Origin of the sequence: Xanthomonas sp. SI, from assembly GCF_014236855.1 — a bacterium.
Taxonomy (GTDB): Bacteria; Pseudomonadota; Gammaproteobacteria; order Xanthomonadales; family Xanthomonadaceae; genus Xanthomonas_A.
The window spans coordinates 2,509,383-2,531,289 of record NZ_CP051261.1; the positions used below are offsets into that span (position 1 = coordinate 2,509,383).

Consider the following 21,907-nt stretch of genomic DNA (forward strand, 5'->3'; position numbering starts at 1 on the left):
CAGCGGAAGCACGCGCGCAGCGTGGCGGACAGGCGTTTCAGCAGCCTTTCGTCAGCGTTGCGGTGCGGAAGGGTTGCGGAAGCGCACCAGCACGCGCTGGCCCAGGCGCAGCGCCGACGGTTGCCGGAACGCCAGCACGCAGGCCACGCTGCGGTCGTTGCCGGCGCTGGCGCCATCGGCGTCGTCGTGCAGTTGCGCCGGGCCGAACGCCGGCGCCAGCCAGCGCACCTCCGCGCTGCCCAGCGCGGTCTGGCGGCCGTCGTCGCTGATCACCTCGGCCTGCATGCCGGGGCGCACCGCAGTGGCGTAGCTTTCGTTCAATTCGGCGCGCACCAGGCGCGGCGCGTCCGGCAGCAGGGTCAGCAGCGGCGTGGCGCCGCCGTCGCTGCGCGCGCCGACCGCGGCGGCCAGCTGCAGCACGCGGCCGTCGGCGGGCGCGTACAGGCGGTACTGGTCGCGCTGCAGTTGCGCCTGATGTACCTGCTCGGTGGCCAGCGTGGCGTCGCTGCGCGCGGCCTGCAGCGCGTCGGCCAGGGTCTGGCTGGCGTCGCCGGCATCGTCGGCGCTCTGGCCGTCGCCGGCGCCGATCCGCGCCGCCTCGGCCAGCCGTTGCTGGCGCTGCTGCGCGTGCGCCAGTCGCTGCTGCAACTGGTGAACGTGCGCGTTCGCGGCCTGCGCGCGGGTCTGCGCGATGTCCAGGTCCAGCGCCGCGGCGCGGTCGTCGGCTGCGATCAGCAGCGCGCCGCGGCGCACCGCATCGCCTTCGTGCACCGCCACCCGCTGCAACGTCGCGGCGACCGGCAGGCTCAGCCGCAGCAGCCCGCCTTCCACGTCGATGCGCCCGCGCGCCACCGCCAGGTAGGCCGGCGCCGCGTTGGGCGCGGGCGCGGCCTGCGGCGGTCGCGCGCAGGCGGCCAGCAGCAGGCCCAGCAGGGGAGCGGCGAGGAGCGCTTTCATGGTGCGGACATCCGGGGCGAAGAAGAAGGCGAGGGCGGCGGCGCCAGGCGGCGGTCGTCGAGGATGCGGCCGTCCTCCATCGACAGCACGCGGTCGGCGTGGCGGATCAGCCGCGGATCGTGGCTGACGCACAGCACCATGGTGTTGTGGCTGCGGGCGATGCGGTGCAGCAGGTCGATCACGATCTGGCCGTTGCCGGCGTCCAGCGCGCTGGTCGGCTCGTCGGCGAACAGCAGCGCCGGGTGCTTGGCCAGCGCGCGCGCGATCGCCACGCGTTGTTTCTCGCCGCCGGACAGCTCGGCCGGGCGCAGCTGCTGGCGGTGGGCGATGCCGACCTCGGCCAGCGCCGCTTCGGCGCGCGCGCGCACCTCGGCCGCGGCCAGGCCCATGTACTGCAGCGGCAGCCGCACCTGGTCCAGCGCGCTCAGCGCCGGGAACAGGTTGAAGCCCTGGAAGATGAAGCCGGTATGGCGCAGGCGGAAGCGTTCCAGCGCGCTCGCGTCGAGCGCGCCCAGGTCTTCGCCCAAGGCCTGCACGCGGCCGCGGTCGGCGCGCTGCAGGCCGCTGAGGATCGACAGCAGGGTGCTCTTGCCGCAGCCCGAGGGTCCGGAGATCAGGGTCAGTTCGCCGGGCCACACCTGCAGCGTCACCTCGCGCAGCACGTCGGTGCGCAGCTTGCCGGAGACGAAGCTCTTGCACAGGCCGCTGCCGTGCAGCGTGGCGGCATCGGGCAACAGCGCGGCGGGAACGGCGGCACGGTTCATCGCAGCAACAGCGCCGGATCGGCGCGGCGCAAGCCGCGCAGCGCGGCCAGCGCCGAGAGCAGGGTCAGCAGCATCACCGCGACCACGCACGCGGCCCAGCCGTTGCCGTCGAAGGCTACCGGCACGTCGTGCGCACGCGCCAGCGCCACCAGCGCGGCGCCGAGCGCGCTGGCGCCGAGCAGGCCCAGCGCGCCGACCCAGGCCGCCTGCTCAAGCACCACCCAGCGCAGCGCGCGCATGCTCACGCCCAATGCGTTGAGCGTGGCGTACTCGCGTGCGGCGCCGAGCACCGTGGCCAGCAGGGTCTGGCTGGTGATCGCCACGCCGACCAGCAGCACGATGCCGCCGAGGAACAGCACGCCGGAGCCGGCGCCGGTGTCGAACATCCAGAACAGGATGCTGCGCCGGGCGAACTCCGCTGCACTCCAGGCCTCGATGCGTGCCGGCGCGGCGCTGCCGACCAGGCCGCGCGCCACCGCCGCGGCGTCGGTGCCGGGCCGCAGCCGCGCGACCACGTAGGTCGGCCAGTCCGGGTGCGCGGCATCGGTGTTCAAGGCGCGCGCGGTTTCCAGCGAGGCCAGCACGTTGACCCCGCCCAGCGCACGCAGGCCGCGGCCGACCCCGATCACCCGCACCCGGTGGCCGTTGATGCGCGCGCTGCGGCCGATGCCGACGCCGAGCTTGTCCAGTTCGGCGCGGTCCACCACCACCGTGTCCGGTTCGCGCAGCGCCGCGCGCAGGGCGGGGCTCAACAGCCGCGCGAACATCAGCCCGTCGCTGCGGGTGTCGATGCCGGAGACGTAGATCGACACCGCGCCGGTGTCGTCGGGGCCGCGCCAGTCGCCGTCGAACCACACGAACGGTTCGACCTGCAGCACCCGCGGGTCCAGGTACAGCGCGGTGGCGGCATCGGGATCGATCGGACGCCCCTGATCCACGCTCTGCGTGCCCGGATAGCCCAGCCACAGATCGGCGTCGGAGCCGGATACGTAGACGCTGGCGCTGCCGAAGATGCCCAGCACCAGCGCGGTCTGCAGCAGCAGCAACAGGCTGGCGAAGCCGACCGAGACCACCACCGGCAGGAAGCGGCGCCATTCGTGGCGCAGGGTCTGGCGGGCCAGCGCGACCATCAGGGCGCCGCGCCTGTCGCGCCGGCTTCGGTGGCGGCCTGCGTGTCCGCGCTGCCCAGCGCGGTCTGCAGCGCGATGTAGTCGAGATCGCGCTGGCGCTGCGCGTCGAGCAGTTCCAGCGCGGCCTGGTCGCGTGCGGCCTGTTGCGTGGCGATGTCCAGATCGCTGCCCAGGCCCAGTTTGCGCCGCGCCTGCGCCGCGTCGGCGGCCTGCTGCAACGCCTGCAGTGCCTGCTGCTGCGCCAGCGCGCGCTGGCGCTGCTGTTCCAGCGCGGTCAGCGCGTTCTGCACTTCGGCCACCGCCTCCAGCACGCATTGGCGGTAGGCCAGCGCAGCGGCCTGCAGCAGGTCGCCGCGCGCCTGTGCCTGGGCCTGGCGCAGGCCCCAGTCGAACAGCGGGATATCGATCAGCGGCCCCAGCGAGGCGATTTCGTGCGGGGTGGCGGTGCGGCGGTGCGAGAGCAGGTTGGTGGACCAGTGGATGGCGCCGCCCAGGCCGATGCTCGGGTAGCGGTCGGCGCGGGCGATGCCCAGTTCGCCGGCCGCGCTGAGCACCTCGGCTTCGCGTGCAGCGATGTCCGGGCGCCGCCGCAGCAGATCGGCGGGCACTGCGTCTAGCGCGCCGATCTGCAGGCTCGGTGGCGCTGTCTCCGCCGCGGCCGGTGATGCAACGGCGGCGCTCCACGCCGGGTCCGGTTCACTGCGCGCCAGCAGCACCGCCAGCCGTTGCGCGGCGGCGGCGCTGGCGGTGCGCGGTTCGCCCAGCGCGGCTTGCGCCTGCAACTGCGCGGCCTGCGCCTGCGCGGCGGTGGCCGGCGGCGCCAGGCGCAGCTCGACCAGGGCGGCGCTTAGCGTCGCCTGCCGCTGGCGGGCGTCGGCGATGCGCTGCAGCACCTGTTCGGCCTGTTGCGCGTGGCGCAGTTCGATCCAGTTGCGCGCCACGTCGGCGACGGTGGCGGTGCGAACCTGTTCCAGGCTGGCCTGTGCGGCCTGCAGGTCGCCGCGGCTCATGCGGCGGGCGGCTTCGCCGCGCCCGAACAGCGGCAGCTCCCATTCCGCGTCGAAGCCGGCGACCAGGAACGAGGCGCTGGCGTCGGGGTCGATCGGTTCTTCGGTGCGCGCGTGCAACTGCGGCTTCAAATCGGCGGTGGCGACGCCGTCCATGCGCCGCGCCGCGCGCAGCCTGGCCAGCGCCTGGGCCACGTCGAGATCGTCGCGCAGCGCCTGTGCGACCAGCGCGTCGAGCTGCGGATCGTGGAAGTCCTGCCACCAGGCGCTGCCTGCCGGCCGTGGCGCGGCCGCAGCCGGCAGCGCGCTCCATTGCGGCGGCAGCGGTTGCGCCAGGTCCGGCAGCGGGGTGCTGACGCAGCCGGCCAGCGCCGCGGCGCCCAGCACGGCAAGCCCGGCCAGCCGGGATGCGTGGCGCCGGCTCATGCGGACGGCGCCGCGCTGGCGGGCAGGTCCAGTTCCACGCGCAGGCCGCCCAGCGCCGAGCGCTGGTAGCGCAGGGCGGCGTGGTGGCGTGCGGCGATGCTGGCGACGATCGCCAGGCCCAGGCCGGTGCCGCCTTCGGGCGCATCCGGGGCACGGAAGAAGCGTTCGCCCAGGCGCGGCAGCAAGGCCTCGTCCACGCCCGGACCGGCATCGTCGACCGCCAGCTGCAGGTGCCGCGGCTGCCGGCGCAGGCTCACCGTGACCATGCCGCCGGCGGCGTGCTTGAAGGCGTTGTCGAGCAGGTTGTCGAGCAGTTCGCGCAACGACCAGGTATCGGCGGCGACCCAGGCCGGTCCGCCCTCGGGATCGTCGTCGTCGTAGCCCAGGTCGACCCCGGCCAGCAGCGCGTCGGGAATGCGCTCGGCCAGCGCCTGCGGCAGCCACGCGGCCAGGTCCAGCGGCAGCAGCGGGCGGATGCTCTCGCGCGGCGCCTGCGCGCGGGTCAGCGCCAGCAATTGGGTGGAGCTGCGGATCGCGCGGTCGGTCAGCTGGCGGATGTGCTGCAGCGCCTGCGCGGTGTCCTGCGGGCGGGTGCTGGCCTGGGCGCGCTGCACGTGCATGCTCAGTCCGGCCAGCGGTGTGCGCAGCTGGTGCGCGGCGTCGGCGACGAAGCGCTCCTGCAAGGCCATCAGCTGCTTGAGCCGGCCGAGCAGGCCGTCGATGGCCTGGGTCAGCGGCAGCACCTCGATCGGGATGTCGGGGCCGGACACCGGGCTCAGGTCGCGCTGGCTGTCGTCGAGCCGGCGCACCGCCGGTTGCAGCAGGCGCAGGCCGACGCGCACCCCGTGCCAGACCAGCGCCAGCAGCGAGCAGGTCAGCAGCAGTTCGATCGGCAGCATCAGCATCAGGATCTCGCGCGCGCGGCGGTGGCGGTCGTCCAGGGTCTCGGCCACCGAGATCGTCAGCCGGTCGCTGGCCTCCCAGGCCGACGGCACGATCAGGCTGGCCACGCGCACCGGGGTGCCGTCGGCCATGCGTTCGTCGCGCAGCGCCACCCGGCCGAGCGTGGCCGGCGCGTCGTGCGCCGGAATCGGCTGCGCGCTGTTGCTGATCACGCCGTGGTCGCGGCTGCGCACTTCGAAGAACACCCGGCCGTCGCTGCTGTATTCGAGCAGGCGCCGCGCCTGCAGCGGCAGCGGCAGGCTGGCGCCGGCATCGTTGACCGCCTTGGCCAGGCCCAGCGTGTCCTCCTTCAGGTCCATGTCGTGGACGTGGTTGGAGTACTTGAGCATCAGCAGGTAGAACAGCGCCGAGACCACCAGCATCAGCAGCAGGGTCGGGATCAGCAGGAACGCCAGCAGGCGCCGGCGCAGGCTGGGATGGGCGGGCAGCGCGCCCGCCGTTCCGGCTGCCACGGCCGCGCTCACGACGCCTGCGGGTCGTGGGCGGCGTCGGCGTCGGCTTCTGCGGTGCGGGATTCTTCCAGCAGGTAGCCCAGGCCGCGGATGGTGCGGATGCCGACGCCGGAACCGTGCAGCTTGCGACGCAGGCGGTGCATGGAGATGTCCAGGCCGTTGTCGGTGATCTCGTGCTGCCAGTCGCACAGCGCGTCGGTGAGCTGGCCGCGGCTGACCACGCGCCCGCTGCGCATCAGCAGCGTTTCCAGCAGCGCGAACTCGCGCGCGGTCAGTTCCAGCGGTTCGTCCTGCAGCCACACCCGGCGCCCGGCCAGGTTGATCCGCAACTGGCCCAGGGCAAGCTCGGGGATGCCGCCGCTGCTGCGCCGGCGCAGCAGGGCGCGGGTACGGGCCAGGAACTCGGACAGTTCGAACGGCTTGATCAGGTAGTCGTCGGCGCCCTGGTCGAGGGCGCGGATACGGTCTTCCACGCTGTCGCGCGCGGTCACCACCAGCACCGCCACCTCGTCGCGGCGCTCGCGCACGCGCTGCAGCACCTGCAGGCCGTCGCGCCGCGGCAGGCCCAGGTCCAGTACCAGCAGGTGGTAGGACTCGGCGCTGAGCGCGCGCTCGGCGGCGGCGCCGTCGTTGACGTGGTCCACCACGTGCCCGCACTCGGCGAGCGAGTCGCGCAACGCAACGGCAATGGACGTATCGTCTTCGGCAACCAGGATGCGCATGGCGCGAGATGCTTGCAACGCGGATGTTGGAAAACCGTCGTAATCGGCGGTGGCGAGGCCGCTACGATGGGATCCGTTTATGTAGCGGCGGTGACCGTTGCGCGGCAAGCGTGCCGCGGACCTGCCGGGACAGGCATGTCCGGCGTCGGAAAAGTCCTACAGCCGGGCGCGGGGTCGGCCGATCGTCAGCGCCCGCGCCGGCGCGCATCATCTCCCTGTCGGCAACGTCATCGCTCCCGCGCCAGGGATGCGCGCTTGCACGGAATCGAACGGATCTCGATTCGCCGGCCACCCGATTTCGATCCCGCATGCGCCGACGGACTGGCGCATCTGCATGCGAGCGGAGTGACACGGACGAAACGCACGACGCCTCGGCATGCCGGGGCGTCGTGCGTTTGGGTGCATGTTGCTTTGCCGCGCTTCGCGGCACACCAGGCTGGTGGCGACGGTCTGGAGGTCGCCCCGATGCAGGAACCGACATCGCATGGCAACTGTTGGGAGCTGGCTATGCATCCGTCCCAGGGCCATCCTTCGTCTCGCGAGATCCGCTGGACCGTGGCTTCGTTAACTAAGCAGGATCGCCGCTAGCGCGGTAGCTTCGATCCTGCCGCCCGGCATCGCGGCGATCCGCTGCCCGAGCGCTGTGGAAACGCCGCGACCTGCAAATGCCGCCATCAGCATCCGCGGCGCGACGAATCCCAAATCCCGAATCCCCAATCCCGGCCCTACAACGCCCAATCCACGCGCATGCCGGCGACCAACGCATTCGGCAGGTCGCGGGTCCGCGACGGGTCGTTGAACTGGTCCGGATGCACGATGTAGTGCAGGTTCGGCGCGATGCGCAGCTGCGGGGTGACCTGGATGCCGTAGCTCAGTTCCATCATGTACTGCGAGCTGTGCGGGGTGCCGCTACCGCCTGCCGCGGCGCGCGCCAGGCGCAGGTCTTTCAGCGCGTCGTCGCTGTAGCGCTGCTGGGTGACGACGAAGGCGATGTTGTCCTGGTCGCGGCTGGCGAAGGTGCCGCGCTGGACCAGGCCCAGCTCCAGGAAATGGTCTTCGATCAGCTGCCCGGAGGTGCCCTTGAGCACCGAGCCGAACAGCACCAGGCCGCGCGCGCTGTCGGCGTCGGGGCGGGTGACCTGCTGCTCGAAGCGGAAGAACGCGCCGGAGCGGCCGTTGCGGGTGGCGTAGTCCAGCCCGCTGAGCCGCGCCGGGTTGCCGTTGCGGTCGGTGAGCGGGTCGCTGTAGTCGGAGTTGTCCTGCCAGCCGCCCAGTTCGTACATCGCCGGGAAGCGCACGCTGGCCGCTTCGGTCTTGTAGCCGACCGCGTAGGGCACGATCACCCCGGTGCGGTCGCGGCTGCTCCAGTTCAGGCCATGCTCGCCGTCTTCGGCCTGGGTCGGATTGACCTCGTAGGCGCCGACGTGCACGTACACGTTCGGGGTCACCCAGGCCTTGGCGTGCGCGGCCCAGCTGGACACCGGCCAGTAGGTGAAGTTGCTGGTGCGGAACACGAAGGTCGGGTTGCCGCAGGCCGAGTTGCCTTGGAAGTAGCCGCACAGGTCCGAACCGAGGAAATGGATGTTGGCCACGCTGCGTCCGGCCTCCAGTTCCAGGCGGTCGTTGAACAGTTTCTGCGCGATGGTGAAGTTGGCCAGGCGCGTGCCCTGGCCGCCGTAGATTTCCTGCACCGAGGTGCTGTTGCCGATGTCGCTGTTGGCCAGGTTGGTGCCGTGGCGGTTGATCGCGTAGACCTTCAGCGTGGCGCCGTTCCAGCCCATCAGCCGCTGCAGGTCGACGTCGGTGCCGAGCATCAGCTGGCCGGCGTAGGCGCTGCCCTGTTCCTTGCCGCCGTCCAGCGAGACCGCGGCTTCGCCGGTATAGGCGAGCTTGAGTTTGAACGCATCGCTGGCGTCCTGGGCATGGGCCAGCGGGGCGAGGGCGAGCGCCAGGGCGGTGAGCGACAGGCGCCGGGTGAGGGGGAGGGACATGGCAGAGACTCCTGGGGTGTGGTGGAGGCCGGCGCGTCGCCGTGGGCGACGGGGGAGGGGACATCGCCCCCGGCGGCGCGCCGGCGCAGGACTTATTCGGCGACCGGCTTCTTCAGCACGCGCAGCGCCAGCGCGGTCAACACGGTGCCGGCGAGCAGCGCGATCAGGTACATGCCCAGATGGGTGGCCGCGTTGGGAATCGGCAGCACGAACACGCCGCCGTGCGGCACCTTCAGTTCGGCGCCGGCGGCCATCGAGATCGCGCCCGCCAGCGCCGAGCCCAGCATCAGTGCGGGGATGGTGCGCAGCGGGTCGCGCGCCGCATACGGGATCGCGCCTTCGGTGACGAAGGCCAGGCCGAGCACGCCGGTGGCGGCGCTGGTGCCGCGCTCCTCGCGGGTGAAGCGGTTGCGGAATACCCAGGTGGCCAGCGCGATGCCCAGCGGCGGGGTCATGCCGGCGACCATCGCCGCGGCCATCGGCGTGTACACCTGGCTGGCGATCAGGCCGGTGGAGAACGCATACGCGGCCTTGTTGACCGGCCCGCCCATGTCGAAGGCCATCATCGCGCCCAGCAGCAGGCCCAGCAGCACCGCGCTGCTGCCCTGCATGCCGCGCAGCCAGTCGGTGAGCCAGGCCAGCGCCTCGGCGACCGGCTGGCCGACCACGTAGAGCATGGTCAGGCCGACCAGCAAGGTGCCCAGCACCGGCAGGATCAGCACCGGCTTCAATCCTTCCAGCGTGCGCGGTAGCTTGATCGCGCGATTCAGCGCGGCCACGCCGTAGCCGGCGATGAAGCCGGCGAAGATGCCGCCGATGAAGCCGGCGCCGAGGTTGGCCGCGACCATGCCGCCGATCATGCCGGGGGCGATGCCGGGGCGGTCGGCGATGGAGTAGGCGATGTAGCCGGCCAGCGCGGGCACCATCAGGGTGAAGCCGGCCTTGGCGCCGATCTGGAACAGCGACCAGGCCAGGGTGCCCTTGTGCGCGTCGTCGAAGGCGTAGATGCCGCCCAGCGCGAACGCCAGCGCGATCAGCAGGCCGCCCGCGGTGACGAACGGCAGCATGAACGACACGCCGGTCATCAGGTGCTTGTACGGGCCGGCCGACTTGCCGCGTTCGCTGCTCGCCGGTGCGGCGCCGTTGCCGCTGGCCGCGTGCACGCCGGCCTCGGCCAGCGCCTTGCGGATCAGCCCGGGGCCGTCGTTGATCGCCGGCTTGGTGCCGCTCTTGAACAGGCGTTTGCCGCCGAAGCGGGACAGGTCCACTTCGCGGTCGGCGGCGATCAGCACCAGGTCGGCGTCGGCGATTTCGGCATCGCTGAGCGTGTCCTGCGCGCCGACCGAGCCTTGCGTTTCGACCCGTATCTGGTGGCCCAGGGTCTTGGCCGCCTGCTGCAGGCCTTCGGCGGCCATGAAGGTGTGGGCGATGCCGGTGGGGCAGGAGGTCACGGCGACGATGCGCTTGGTGCCGTCCGTTTGCGTGGCAGCGTTGGCGGTCGTGGCTGGCGCGGCATCGGCCGCGGCCAGCAGCGGCGCGAGTACGCCGCTGGCATCGTCGAGCACCGCATCCAGGCTGGCGCGCAGCGGCGCGGCGCCGGCGAAGCGTGCTGCATCGGCATCGCCATCGCCGACCAGCAGCAGCGGATAGCCGCTGCCGGCCGCGGCCAGGTCCAGCGGCGCGATCACGCCCTGCGGCGTGCGCACCTCGGCGTGCAGCACCGCGCCGCGCGCGCTGGCCGCATGGCGCAAGGCTTCGGCGGCGAGGACGGCTTCGGTGCTGCGCTCGCCGGCGACGATCACCACGAAGATAGGATTCATGCTTGCTCCCGATGGACGCAGGGGGACGCCGCGCGCGATGGCGGCGGCGTGCGGTTCGATGACGTGCGGTTCGAAGACATGCAGTTCGACAACATGCAGTTCGAGGTCATGGGGTTCGGCGAGGGGTTCATTGCAGCGCCTCGATGCGCACCGCGGCGGCGATGCCGGCGACTTGGTCGCGCGGCAGCCGGCGTTCTGCCCCGCTGCCCAGCGTGGCCACGGCGAAAGCGGTGGCCTGGCGCGCGCAGGTCGCCAGGTCGGCCTCGGCCAGCAGCGCGGCGACCAGGCCGGCGACCATCGCATCGCCGGCGCCGACGCTGCTGCCGCCGGCCAGCTGCGGCGGGTGCGCCAGCAGCGCCTGCTCGCCGCCCACGAACAGCGCGCCGTCGGTGCCCAGCGACACCACCACCAGGGCGATGCCGCTGGCCAGCAGCGCGCGCGCGGCCGCCAGCACCTCGGCGGTGTCGTGCAACGGCGTGCCGGCCCAGTCTTCCAGTTCGTGGCGATTGGGCTTGATCGCGAACGGCAGCTGCGCGCGCGGCGCGGCCAGCGCGGCGCGCAGCGGCGCGCCGCTGGTGTCCAGCAGCACCCGCGCGCCGGCGGCGGCGGCCTGCGCCTGCAGCGTGCGCCAGCTGTCCTCGGCCAGGCCGGCCGGCAGGCTGCCGGTCAGCACCACCGGCAGGCCCGGACGCAGCAGTTCGGCCAGGCATGCACCGACCGCGTGCAGCTCGGCCGCGCCCAGCGGCAGGCCGGGCAGGTTGATGTCGGTGGTGGCGCCGCTGTCGGCGGCGACCAGCTTGAGGTTGGTGCGGGTGTCGCCGGGCACGCGCAGGCAGCGGTCGTCGATGCCGCGCGCAGTGAACAGGGTTTCGAACAGGTGCGCATTGCCGGCGCCGAGCACGCCGAGCGCGGCCGTGGCGATGCCGGCATCGGCCAGGCAGGCGGCGACGTTGATGCCCTTGCCGCCGGCGATCGCGTGCGCGCTGCTGGCGCGATGCACCTGGCCGGGCTGCAGCCGGTCGATCGCGACGGTCAGGTCGATCGCCGGATTCAGGCTGACGCTGACCGCCTGCACGCTCATGCGCCGGCTCCGTCCAGCGCGCGCACGTCGGCTGCGCTCTCGCAGTCCAGCGCCTGCAGGGCCAATGCCTGCAGCGCGTCCAGGCGGCTGCCGCGCAGGCGCGCCTTCACCGCCGGCACGTCGTTGGGGGTCATCGACAGCTCGTGCACGCCCAGCCCGGTCAGCAGCGCCGCGCCGAACGCATCGCCGGCCAGGCCGCCGCACACGCCGACCCAGCGCCCGTGGCGCGCAGCGCCTTCGACCGTGGTGCGGATCAGGCGCAGCACCGCCGGGTGCAGGCTGTCGGCCTCGGCGGCCAGGTCCGGGTTCTGCCGGTCGATCGCCAGCGTGTACTGGGTCAGGTCGTTGGTACCGATCGAGAAGAAGTCGGCATGCCGCGCCAGCGCGTCGGCCTGGATCGCCGCCGCCGGCACTTCGATCATGATCCCCAGCGGCACTTCCGGCGCGTCCAGCTCGGCGCGCAGGCGTTCGCACGCGGCGCGCAGCGCGACGATCTCCGATGCCGAGGTGATCATCGGGAACATGATCGCCAGCTTGGCGCCGTCCCTGGCCGCGCGGTACAGCGCGCGCAGCTGCGGTTGCAGCAGGTCGGCGCGGCGCAGCAGCAGGCGCGCGCCGCGCACGCCGAGGAACGGGTTGTCCTCGCGCGGCAGGTTCAGGTGCGCGACCTGCTTGTCGCCACCGATGTCCAGCGCGCGCACGATCAGCGAACGTCCGTCCAGCGCCTTGGCCATCGCCATATAGGTGTCGTACTGCTCGTCCTCGCTCGGCGTGCTGCCGCGCTCCAGGAACAGGAACTCGGTGCGCATCAGGCCGACGCTTTCGGCGCCTTGCGCCAGCGCCATCGGCACCTGCTCGGGCAGGTTGACGTTGGCGCCGATCTCGACACGGTGGCCGTCCTGGGTCTGCGCCGGCTGGTTGCGCTGCTCGGCCTCGCGCTCGCGCAGCTGGCGCTGTTCTTCGATGTAGGCGCGGGCCGAGGCCAGGTCGGCCTCCGACGGCGCCAGATACAAACGGCCGCTGTTGCCGTCGACGATGACGGTGGCCCCGTCGTCCAGGTCGAGCAGGTCGGCACCGCCGGCGACCAGCGCCGGCAGGCCCAGGGTGCGTGACAGGATCGCGGTATGCGAGGTCGGCCCGCCCAGCGCGGTGGCCAGGCCGAGCACGCGGCTGGTGTCCAGGTGCGCGGTGTCCGACGGCGACAGGTCGCTGGCGAGCAGGATGCACGGGCGGTCGGGCAGGTGTTCCAGGCTGCCGCTGGCCAGGCTCGGATCGATCTGGGTCAGCACCCGGCGGCCGACGTCGCGCAGGTCGCTGGCGCGCCCGGCCAGCACCGCGTTGCCCAGCGCCGACAGCTTGTTGGCCATGCGCTCGACCGCCTGCTGCCAGGACCAGGCCACGCCGTGGCCTTCGACCATCAGCTGGCAGGCCAGGGTGATCAGGTCGGTGTCGTTGAGCAGTTCGGCCTGGGCGCGGAAGATCGCCGCGTCGCCGGCGCCGAGCCGGCGCCGGGTGTCGTCCTCGATCGCCTGCAGTTGCTGGCGGGTGCGCAGCAAGGCGTCGTGCAGCAGCGCGCCGCCGTCGCTGAGCGGCACCGGCGCGTCCGGCACCGGGCCGTCGTTGCCGGCCAGCTTGTGCACCACGCCGATCGCCAGGCCCGGGCTGGCGCCGATGCCGACGATGGCCGGCTGCGCCTGCGGCGGGGTCCAGCCGCTCACCGGGGCGGCACGGCGCTGCGCCGCGGCCTGTGCGTCGGCTTTCTCCTGTGCGGTGAGGCCGTCGATGACGCTGCGCAGCCGCGCCAGCGCGGCAACCGCGTCCTGGCCTTCGGCCGAGATGGTCACGGTGTCGCCGGCATGCAGGCCCAACTGCAGCAGCGACACCAGGTTCTTGGCATCGCCGGTTTGTTCGCCGGCGCGCACCTGGATCCTGGCGGCGAAACCGCGCGCGGTTTCCACCCAGCGCGTGGCCGGGCGCGCATGCAGGCCGGTGGGGTAGGCGACGGTCCAGTCGAAGCGCTCGCCGAGGTCGGCGACCGGCTTCCCGCTTGCCGCCGCGACCGCATCCTGGCTCAGCGCGTCGACGATCGCCTGCGGGTCGTCGCTGGCGAACAGCGCGTCCAGCCGCGGCTGGTCCTGGATCAGCCGGGTCAGGCGCCGCAGCAGGGTGATGTGGGTATCGGACTGCGCAGCGATGGCGACCACCAGGTGGGTGGTCTGGCCGGGATTCCACTCCACACCGTCGCGGATCTGCAGCACCGCGATGCCGTCGCGCTGGACCAGGTGGCGGTCCTCGCCGGTGCAATGCGGGATCGCCACGCCGTGGCCGAGGAAGGTATTGGCCAGCGCCTCGCGGCGCAGCATGCTGGCCGCATAGGCCGGCGGCACACAGCCGGCGGCGACCAGCAGCTGTGCGGCCTGGGCGATGGCGTCGGCCTTGTCGCGGACCTGGACGTTGACGCGGACCAGTTCGCTGGCGACCAATACGGGGGGATTCGTCTGGGTCACGCGGGGCATCCTTCGAAGGGCTGGGGCGGCGAGTGGGCGCAGTGTGGGAACGTTCCCAGTGCTGCGTCAATGTGCACTGCACAATTTATTCGGGAAATCCCGGTGCTACTATCGAATTTGGCCACTTGGAAGGGGGTTGCAGTGGGAATTTTGCGGGAACGTTGCCAGTGACGGTCAGCATTCACGATGTGGCGCGGGTGGCCGGGGTCTCGACCTCGACCGTGTCGCGGGCGCTGGGCCACGGTCCGGTCAGCGAGGACGTGCGGGCGCGGGTCGAGGCGGCGGTGCGCGAGACCGGCTACCGGCCGAACCTGATGGCGCGGCGGCTGCGCTCGCAGCATTCGGGGATCGTCGGGCTGATCGTGGCCGACATCCGCAACCCGTTCTTCACCGCGGCGATCGGTGCGGTCGAGGAGGTGGCCTATCGCGCTGGCATGCGGGTGATCCTGTGCAATACCGACGAGGATCCGCAGCGCGAGGCGCTGTACCTGCAGCTGATGCAGGAGGAGCGGGTCAGCGGCCTGATCTTCGCGCCAACCCGCACCACCCAGAGCCAGTTGCCGAAATTGAACTTCGATTATCCGGTGGTGCTGCTCGACCGCGCCGGCAAGGCCGGGGTGCACGACAGCGTGGTGCTGGACAACGCCGCGGCGATGGCGAGCCTGATCGAGCACCTGGCCGAGCGTGGTTTCCGCCGCATCGGCGGGCTGTTCGGCAAGACCAGCAGCACCGCCGCCGAGCGCCGCGACGGCTACCTGGCGGCGATGCAGGCGCACGGCCTGGCGCCGGACTATCGCGAGGTGGCGCCGAGCGCGGAGGCGGCGACCGCCGAGGTACAGGCGTGGCTGGCGCAGCCCGAGCGCCCCGAGGCGCTGGTGGCCAGCAACAGCCTGTTGCTGATGGGCGCGCTGAAGGCCGCGCGCGGCGCCGGCCTGCGCATTCCGCAGGACCTGGCGCTGGCCGGCTTCGACAACGAGAGCTGGACCGACCTGGTCGAGCCGGGCATCACCGTGATCGAACAGCCGGTGGAGGACATGGGCCGCACCGCGATGTCATTGCTGCTGGAACGGCTGAACGCACCGACCCTGCCGATGCGCAAGGTGGTGCTGAGCGGGCGTTGCATCGTGCGCGGGTCGAGCCTGCGCTGACTGTGTGGCGCCACCGAGGGCGGCGCGGTTTGTTTACTGCGCTATTCGCTGCCGTCCGGCCGCGGGTAGTCGCGTTCCGGGTCGGCGTGATTGCGTTCGGGATCGCTGTCGGGCTGGTCGCGGTCCTTCCACTGCGCATCGTCGTTGTGCAGCTTGTCGGGCGTCTGGCTGCGCTGCTGGGAACTGTGCGCGTTCTCGCGGTTGGAGGTACTGGCCATGCGTGTCTCCAGGGTCAGGCGGGGGCGGGGGTCGGATCGGGATAAATATCGTGCCGCTCCGAACCGTCCAGCCTGGCCCAGCAGCCCAGCACCAAGGCCTCGGCGTCGCTCCAGGCGATGCGCGGCCACGGATGCTCGGCGTCGTAGCGTTGGCGCAGGCGCTGGATGCGCACCGCATTGGACTCGCGCGGCAACTGCAGGAATACGTCGCAGGCCATCTTGATCAGACGCGCATGCTCGCTGAAGGACTGCGGGCCCAGCTTGCCTTCCCCGTGCAGCATCTTCCAATGCGCCAGTTCGGCTTCGACATCCACGAGCAAGCTCGGAGCATGGCTCACGGCGAGTTCTCCTGTTGGGTTGGGGGCATATGGGATAAGGGCCGTTCCGGTGTTTGCGCGGAACCGTTTCCATACACTAAGACGCGCCGCGTAAAGACCAGGTCACACTGGTGTCGTGGCGGTGGCAAGAGTCGCGACATGCGCAATGCCGCGTGTGCGACGGGAACGCGGCTTGCAAGACGTCCGGCTCCGCTTGGAGCGCGCCGCCGCGGCGCTTACCATGGCGGCGGGTCCGCGCCGCGGACATCCGCACTTCCGCGACCACCCGCGGCGCCGGCTCGCACCGCCGCCGCGGCGCCCTGAAAGGAACGGCATGCCCGTCGCTATCGTGTTCGATCCCGCGCAACTGCGCATCGGCGTCATCGGCCTGGGCTATGTCGGCTTGCCGCTGGCGGTGGCGTTCGGCGCGCGCTACGACACGCTCGGCTACGACATCGATGCGCAACGCGTGGCGCAACTGCGCGATGGCCACGACCAGACCCTGGAAATGGAACCGGACGAACTGCGCGCCGGCGTGCACCTGCGCTACAGCGACGATGCCGCCGCGCTGCGCGACCGCAACGTCTATGTCGTCACCGTGCCGACCCCGATCGACGCCTACGAACAGCCCGACCTGCAGCCGCTGCGCCAGGCCAGCGAACTGCTCGCCGGCGTGCTCAAGCGCGGCGATCTGGTGATCTACGAATCCACGGTGTATCCGGGCACCACCGAAGAGGTCTGCGTGCCGCTGCTGGAACAGGGTTCGGGCCTGCGTTTCAACGAAGACTTCCACTGTGGCTACAGCCCGGAGCGGGTCAACCCGGGCGATCGCCAGCGGCGCCTGGCCGACATCCGCAAGATCACCTCCGGCTCCAGCGCCGCGGCCGCCGACGCGGTCGATGCGCTGTACGCGAGCATCATCGGCGCCGGCACCTGGCGCGCGCCGTCGATCCGCGTCGCCGAGGCGGCGAAGGTGGTGGAGAACATCCAGCGCGACGTCAACATCGCCCTGGTCAACGAACTGGCGCTGATCTTCGACCGCCTCGGCATCGATACCCAGGACGTGCTGGAAGCAGCCGGTACCAAATGGAACTTCCTGCCGTTCCGCCCCGGCCTGGTCGGCGGCCACTGCATCGGCGTGGATCCGTACTACCTGCTGCACAAGTCCGAGAGCATGGGCTACCACCCGGACCTGATCCACACCGCGCGCCAGGTCAACAACCGGGTCGGCGCGCACGTCGCCGCGCGGGTGCAGGCGCTGCTGGCGGACAAGGGCGTGAACATGGCCGAGGCCGCGATCCTGGTGCTCGGCGTCACCTTCAAGGAGAACTGCCCGGACCTGCGCAACAGCCGCGCGCTGGAACTGGTGCAGGCGCTGGCCGCCAGCGGCGCGCGGGTCGATGCCTGCGACCCGTGGGCCGAGCCGCAGCTGGCGCGCGACCATGGCGGGGTGGAACTGCTGCCGGCGCCGGTCGCCGGCCGCTACGACGCGGTGGTACTGGCGGTGGCGCACGACGAATACCGCGGCTTCGACGCCGCGCAGATCCGCGCGCTGGGCACGCCGAACCTGGTGGTCTACGACGTCAAGTCGGTGTGGCCGCGCGCCGCGGTGGACGACCGCCTGTAACCGAAAACGCCGCACGCTGTGCATCGCCAAGCTGTACGCCGCCCAAGCGGGCGGTAGGCGGCGCCAGCGCCATTGCCGGCCTGCACCGCCTACACTCGCGCCTTCCGAATCTCGCGAGGAACGCGATGCACCGCTACCTAGCCTATGTCGCCAGCTGCGTGCTGCTGGCGCTGTCCATCGCCCTGTGCGCGATCTGGCCGCTGTGGGGCTGGGGCGTGGCCGCCTTCGCGGTCCTGGCGCTGCTCGGCACCTGGGACCTGCTGCAGACCCGCAGCACGCTGCGCCGCAACTATCCGATCCTGGCGCATTTCCGCTATGGGCTGGAATCGGTCGGCCCGGAGATGCGCCAGTATTTCCTGCAGAGCGACATCGAGGAGGCGCCGTTCTCGCGCCAGCAGCGCGCCCTGGTCTACCAGCGCGCCAAGAACGTCATGGACGTGGTGCCGTTCGGCACCCTGCGCAGCGCCTACGCCACCGACTACGAGTGGATCAACCACTCGCTGGCGACCAGCGAGATCGCCCACCACGATTTTCGCGTGACCATCGGCGCCGGCTGCGCGCAGCCGTACTCGGCCAGCGTGTTCAACATCTCGGCGATGAGCTTCGGCGCGCTGTCGGCCAACGCCATCCGCGCGCTCAACGAAGGCGCGCGCCGCGGCGGCTTCTACCACGACACCGGCGAAGGTTCGATCTCGCCGTACCACCGCGAATGCGGCGGCGACTTGGTGTGGGAAATCGGCTCGGGCTACTTCGGCTGCCGCGATGCGGATGGGCGCTTCAGCGAGGAACGTTTCGTCGCCAACGCCACCCTGGCGCAGGTGAAGATGATCGAGGTGAAGCTGTCGCAGGGCGCCAAGCCCGGCCACGGCGGGGTGCTGCCGGCGGCCAAGGTCAGCGCCGAGATCGCCGCCACCCGCGGCGTGGCGATGGGCCAGGACTGCGTATCGCCGTCGCGGCATTCGGCGTTCTCTACGCCGCTGCAACTGCTGCAGTTCGTGGCCCGGCTGCGCGAGCTGTCCGGCGGCAAGCCGAGCGGGTTCAAGCTGGCGATCGGGCATCCGTGGGAGTGGTTCGCGATCGCCAAGGCGATGCAGGAAAGCGGGCTGTACCCGGATTTCATCGTCGTCGACGGCGCCGAAGGCGGCACCGGCGCAGCGCCGGCCGAGTTCATCGACCATGTCGGCGTGCCGATGCACGAGGCGCTGCTGCTGGTGCACAACACCCTGGTCGGGCTGGACGTCCGCGACCGGGTCAAACTTGGCGCGGCCGGCAAGATCACCAGCGCGTTCGACATCGCGCGCACCCTGGCGCTGGGCGCGGACTGGTGCAACGCCGGGCGTGGCTTCATGTTCGCACTGGGCTGCATCCAGTCGCTGAGCTGCCACAGCGATCGCTGCCCGACCGGCATCGCCACCCAGGACCAGCGCCGCTGGAAGCACCTAGATCCCACCGACAAGGCGGTGCGGGTGGAGCACTACCACGCCAACACCCTGCGCGCGCTGCGCGAACTGCTCAGCGCCGCCGGCCTAGCCGATCCGTCGCAACTGGGGCCGGAGCACATCCTGCGGCGTATCTCGCAGGTCGAGATCCGTTCGCTGGCCTCGCTGTACCGTTATCTGGAACCGGGCGAACTGCTGCACGATGGCGTGCCCGACCATGCGGTGTTCCAGGAGTACTGGGCCGATGCGCGCAGCGATTCGTTCCAGCCGCCGGCGCGGATCCGCAGCCTGCGCGACAGCAAGTCGCGATGAGCGCCGGTACTGGGAGTGCCGGTAATGGCGTGGCGCCGCGGATCGAGCTGCGGCCAGCGACGCTGGCGGACATCGATGCGATGTGGGCGCTGCGCACCCGCTGCGTGCGCGAAGTGTGCCGCTCGCACTATCCGCCGGCGGTGATCGAGGCCTGGGCCGCATCGCCGGCACCGGCGACGTACCCGCAGTTGATCGCCAGCGGCGGCGCGGTGCTCGCCGAGGACGCCGGTGACCGCCTGCTCGGCTTCGGCATGGTCGATCTGGCCGGCAGCGAGATCGATGGCCTGTTCGTCGCGCCGGAGGCGCAAGGCACCGGCCTGGGCGGACGCCTGTTGCGTGCGCTGGAGGCGAAGCTGCCAGCGGCAACACGCATCCATCTGGCGGCGGCGCTCAATGCGGTCGCGTTCTACAGCGCACAGGGCTACACGGTGCTGCAGCAGGGCAGCTACGCGCATCCCAGCGGGATGGCGCTCGATTGCGTCTATATGGAAAAGCTCGCCGCAGCGGCGTCGAGCGCATGAGGTGCCGGTAGCGAATGCGAACAGCACGACGTGGTCGCCTCTGTATGGCGGCACGCGCATTCGCTCGAAGCATGCCGACGCGCGAGAACAGCGATTGCGTGCGATCTCGCTGAACGCGGTAGCCGCTTCAGCACTTCGCTAGCGCCAGTCCCTGGGCCCGTGGCAAGAGCGCAAGCTTTCCCGAGTCCCGAGTCCCGAGTCCCGAGTCCCGAGTCCCGAATCCCGAATCCCGAATCCCGCGCCATTCATCCATTTCGCCCCAACCACGCCACCGCGCCGCGCCCGGCGCGCAGGCCGCTGGCGAAGCAGGCGCTGAGCAGGTAGCCGCCGGTCGGCGCTTCCCAGTCGAGCATTTCGCCGGCGCAGAAGGTGCCGGGCAGGGCGCGCAGCATCAGCGCCGGGTCCAGCGCTTCCAGGCGCACGCCGCCGGCGCTGCTGATCGCCTCGGCCAGCGGCCGCGGGCGCAGCAGGGTCAGCGGCAGCCGCTTCAGCGTGGCCGCCGCGCGCGCCGGATCGTCGCCGGCCTGCTTGCCCAGGACCTCGAACAGCAGCGCCGCCTTGACCCCGTCGATGCCGGCCTGGCGCCGCAGGTGCTCGCCGAAGCTGCGCCCGCCGCGTGGTTTGCCCAGTTCGGCCTGCAGCCGCGCCAGATCGCGGCCCGGCGCCAGGTCCAGCCACAGCGCGGTCGGCCCGTGCGCGGCGATGGCCTCGCGCAGGTCCGCCGACAGCGCATAGACCAGGCTGCCCTCGATGCCGTGTTCGCCGACTACGCATTCGCCCTGCAGTGCGTGTTCGCGGCCCTGCGCATCGTGCCAGTGCGCGATCACCGGCTTCAGCGGCGCGCCGGCATGGCGTTCGCGGAAATGCGCGCTCCAGTCGATATCGAAGCCGCAGTTGGCCGGCTGCAGCGGCGCCAGGTCGACGCCGCGCGCGCGCAGCGTGTCCTGCCAGGCGCCATCGGAACCCAGCTGCGGCCAGCTGCCGCCGCCCAGCGCCAGCACGCAGGCGTCGGCATGCACCAGGCGTTCGCCGTCGGCGCTGGCGAAGCGCAGCGCGCCGTCGTGGTCCCAACCCTGCCAGCGATGCTGCACGTGGAAGCGTACCCCGGCTTCCTTCAGCCGCCGCACCCAGCCGCGCAGCAGCGGCGCGGCCTTGCGGTCCAGCGGGAACACCCGGCCGGAACTGCCGACGTAGGTCTCCACGCCCTGCGCCTGCGCCCAGGCGCGCAGCGCATCGGCGTCGAAGTCGGCCAGCCATGCGCCGACCTGAGCGGCACGCTCCCGATAGCGCGACACGAACAGCGCGAACGGATCGGAGTGGGTCAGGTTGAGCCCGCCCTTGCCGGCGATCAGGAACTTGCGCCCGACCGAGCCCTTGCCCTCGTACACATCGACCTCGGCGCCGGCCGCGCGCGCAGTCTCGGCGGCGATCAGCCCGGCCGGGCCGCCGCCGACGATGGCGATACGGCCGCGCACGGCGGCGGCGAGCTTGTTGGCGGGCATCGGCGGCAACGGCTCAACGCGGCTTGACGTCGAGCAGTTCGACCTCGAACACCAGCGAGGCGTTCGGTGGAATCACCCCGCCGGCGCCGCTGGCGCCGTAGCCGTATTCCGACGGGATCATCAGCTTGCGCTTGCCGCCCACGCGCATGCCGGCCACGCCTTCGTCCCAGCCGCGGATCACCTGGCCGCCGCCGAGGGTGAAGCTGAAGGGCTGGCCGTGGTCGGCGGAGGCGTCGAACTTCTCGCCACGCTGGTCCTTGGCGGCCTCGTCGTACAGCCAACCGGTGTAGTGCACGGTGACCTGGTTGCCGGGCCGCGCCTCGGCGCCGCTGCCGACCTGCTCGTCGATCATCTGGAAAGCGGCGATGCTGCCGCCCGGCGGCGGGCCCGGCGGCGTGCAGCCGCTCAACAGCCAGGCAGGCAACGACAGGCTCAACAGCAGCAGGACACGGCGCATGCGGTCATCCATGGGCGAACAGGGCGTGCAAGGGTAGCGCATCGCCGCAGCGGCTATCATCGGCGCATGGCCAAACTGCTGCTCAACCTGCGCCACGTGCCCGACGACGAACTCGCCGAGGTGCGTGCACTGCTCGATGCCGCGCGCATCGACTACTACGAAACCCGCCCCGGCACCTTCGGCATTTCCGCCGGTGGCGTGTGGCTGCGCGAGGACGCCGAGCAGGCGCGGGCCAAGGCGCTGCTGGCCGACTACCAGGCGCAGCGCGGCGAACGCGCCCGCGCCGAGCGTGCCGCGGCGCTGCGCGACGGCAGCGCCGAGACCTTCGCCACGCTGCTGCGGCGGCGCCCGCTGTTCGTGCTGGCGACGCTGCTGGGCATGCTGCTGATCGCCTCGCTGGTGCTGCTGCCGTTCTTCCTGTTGCGCGGCTGAAGCCAGCCGGCGATTGGGAGAGGGCGCGGCAACCGGCGTGACGTGGCTGGGCGTGTCCCGGAAGGATCGTCGCTCGGCGCCTCAGGCGGCGCATTGGGCCTCGTTGCTCTCTTG

19 protein-coding genes are annotated in these 21,907 nt (G+C 71.7%); 5 read left to right on the plus strand and 14 right to left on the minus strand.

Annotation, left to right across the window (positions count from 1 at the left end; translation table 11 throughout):
- Positions 1-51: 51 nt before the first annotated feature.
- The 10 genes from HEP75_RS10385 to ptsP all read right to left on the minus strand — a co-directional run bounded on the left by HEP75_RS10385 (position 52) and on the right by ptsP (position 13,829).
- Positions 52-957: an HlyD family efflux transporter periplasmic adaptor subunit gene (locus HEP75_RS10385; RefSeq protein ID WP_185826367.1), complete on the minus strand. Its 906-nt coding sequence runs from the start codon at positions 955-957 to the stop codon at positions 52-54.
- On the minus strand, positions 954-1,721 hold the full coding sequence (locus HEP75_RS10390) for an ABC transporter ATP-binding protein (protein ID WP_185826368.1): 768 nt from the start codon (positions 1,719-1,721) through the stop codon (positions 954-956). Before HEP75_RS10390 ends, HEP75_RS10385 begins: the two co-directional genes overlap by 4 nt.
- A complete protein-coding gene (locus tag HEP75_RS10395) occupies positions 1,718-2,851 on the minus strand; it encodes an ABC transporter permease (RefSeq protein ID WP_185826369.1) in 1,134 nt (377 codons plus the stop codon). The genes HEP75_RS10390 and HEP75_RS10395 overlap by 4 nt, the downstream gene beginning before the upstream one ends.
- Complete coding sequence (locus tag HEP75_RS10400) at positions 2,851-4,284, minus strand: efflux transporter outer membrane subunit (RefSeq protein ID WP_185826370.1); 1,434 nt, start codon at positions 4,282-4,284, stop codon at positions 2,851-2,853. Before HEP75_RS10400 ends, HEP75_RS10395 begins: the two co-directional genes overlap by 1 nt.
- Complete coding sequence (locus tag HEP75_RS10405; RefSeq protein ID WP_255424054.1) at positions 4,281-5,711, minus strand: sensor histidine kinase; 1,431 nt, start codon at positions 5,709-5,711, stop codon at positions 4,281-4,283. The genes HEP75_RS10400 and HEP75_RS10405 overlap by 4 nt, the downstream gene beginning before the upstream one ends.
- Positions 5,708-6,421, minus strand: a complete 714-nt coding sequence (locus HEP75_RS10410) for a response regulator transcription factor (protein WP_185826372.1) — start codon at positions 6,419-6,421, stop codon at positions 5,708-5,710. Before HEP75_RS10410 ends, HEP75_RS10405 begins: the two co-directional genes overlap by 4 nt.
- A gap of 725 nt (positions 6,422-7,146) precedes the next feature.
- The gene (locus tag HEP75_RS10415) at positions 7,147-8,412 is read right to left on the minus strand and encodes a carbohydrate porin (protein WP_185826373.1); all 1,266 of its coding nucleotides are present in this window, start codon (positions 8,410-8,412) and stop codon (positions 7,147-7,149) included.
- A 92-nt stretch (positions 8,413-8,504) separates the two neighbouring features.
- Entirely contained in the window at positions 8,505-10,232 is a 1,728-nt protein-coding gene (locus HEP75_RS10420; RefSeq protein ID WP_185826374.1) for a fructose-specific PTS transporter subunit EIIC, read from the minus strand.
- 127 nt (positions 10,233-10,359) lie between these two features.
- Positions 10,360-11,313, minus strand: coding sequence for a 1-phosphofructokinase family hexose kinase (locus HEP75_RS10425; RefSeq protein ID WP_185826375.1), 954 nt, complete (start codon positions 11,311-11,313; stop codon positions 10,360-10,362).
- Positions 11,310-13,829, minus strand: a complete 2,520-nt coding sequence (ptsP, locus tag HEP75_RS10430; RefSeq protein ID WP_185826376.1) for a phosphoenolpyruvate--protein phosphotransferase — start codon at positions 13,827-13,829, stop codon at positions 11,310-11,312. The genes HEP75_RS10425 and ptsP overlap by 4 nt, the downstream gene beginning before the upstream one ends.
- A 158-nt stretch (positions 13,830-13,987) precedes the next feature.
- Between ptsP and HEP75_RS10435 the strand changes: the two genes are divergently transcribed.
- Positions 13,988-14,968, plus strand: a complete 981-nt coding sequence (locus HEP75_RS10435) for a LacI family DNA-binding transcriptional regulator (RefSeq protein ID WP_185826377.1) — start codon at positions 13,988-13,990, stop codon at positions 14,966-14,968.
- A 41-nt stretch (positions 14,969-15,009) separates the two neighbouring features.
- Here the strand turns inward: HEP75_RS10435 and HEP75_RS10440 are convergent, their stop codons facing one another.
- Positions 15,010-15,186 carry a hypothetical protein gene (locus HEP75_RS10440; RefSeq protein ID WP_185820307.1) on the minus strand — a complete coding sequence of 59 codons (177 nt, stop codon included), beginning with the start codon at positions 15,184-15,186 and terminating at the stop codon, positions 15,010-15,012.
- 14 nt (positions 15,187-15,200) lie between these two features.
- Positions 15,201-15,524 (minus strand): transposase, encoded by a 324-nt coding sequence (locus HEP75_RS10445; protein ID WP_185820306.1) that lies wholly within the window; start codon positions 15,522-15,524, stop codon positions 15,201-15,203.
- A 313-nt stretch (positions 15,525-15,837) separates the two neighbouring features.
- Between HEP75_RS10445 and HEP75_RS10450 the strand changes: the two genes are divergently transcribed.
- The 3 genes from HEP75_RS10450 to HEP75_RS10460 all read left to right on the plus strand — a co-directional run bounded on the left by HEP75_RS10450 (position 15,838) and on the right by HEP75_RS10460 (position 19,402).
- Entirely contained in the window at positions 15,838-17,130 is a 1,293-nt protein-coding gene (locus HEP75_RS10450) for a nucleotide sugar dehydrogenase (protein WP_185826378.1), read from the plus strand.
- 125 nt (positions 17,131-17,255) lie between these two features.
- Positions 17,256-18,881 (plus strand): FMN-binding glutamate synthase family protein, encoded by a 1,626-nt coding sequence (locus tag HEP75_RS10455; protein ID WP_185826379.1) that lies wholly within the window; start codon positions 17,256-17,258, stop codon positions 18,879-18,881.
- Entirely contained in the window at positions 18,878-19,402 is a 525-nt protein-coding gene (locus HEP75_RS10460) for a GNAT family N-acetyltransferase (protein ID WP_185826380.1), read from the plus strand. Before HEP75_RS10455 ends, HEP75_RS10460 begins: the two co-directional genes overlap by 4 nt.
- A 245-nt stretch (positions 19,403-19,647) precedes the next feature.
- Here the strand turns inward: HEP75_RS10460 and HEP75_RS10465 are convergent, their stop codons facing one another.
- Both HEP75_RS10465 and HEP75_RS10470 read right to left on the minus strand, forming a co-directional pair.
- Positions 19,648-20,904, minus strand: a complete 1,257-nt coding sequence (locus tag HEP75_RS10465) for a TIGR03862 family flavoprotein (RefSeq protein ID WP_185826381.1) — start codon at positions 20,902-20,904, stop codon at positions 19,648-19,650.
- A gap of 13 nt (positions 20,905-20,917) precedes the next feature.
- Positions 20,918-21,361: an FKBP-type peptidyl-prolyl cis-trans isomerase gene (locus HEP75_RS10470; RefSeq protein ID WP_185826382.1), complete on the minus strand. Its 444-nt coding sequence runs from the start codon at positions 21,359-21,361 to the stop codon at positions 20,918-20,920.
- A gap of 66 nt (positions 21,362-21,427) precedes the next feature.
- On the opposite strand from HEP75_RS10470, the gene HEP75_RS10475 reads away from it, so the two are divergent.
- Positions 21,428-21,793 carry a DUF6164 family protein gene (locus HEP75_RS10475; RefSeq protein WP_058360033.1) on the plus strand — a complete coding sequence of 122 codons (366 nt, stop codon included), beginning with the start codon at positions 21,428-21,430 and terminating at the stop codon, positions 21,791-21,793.
- Positions 21,794-21,907: the final 114 nt, after the last annotated feature.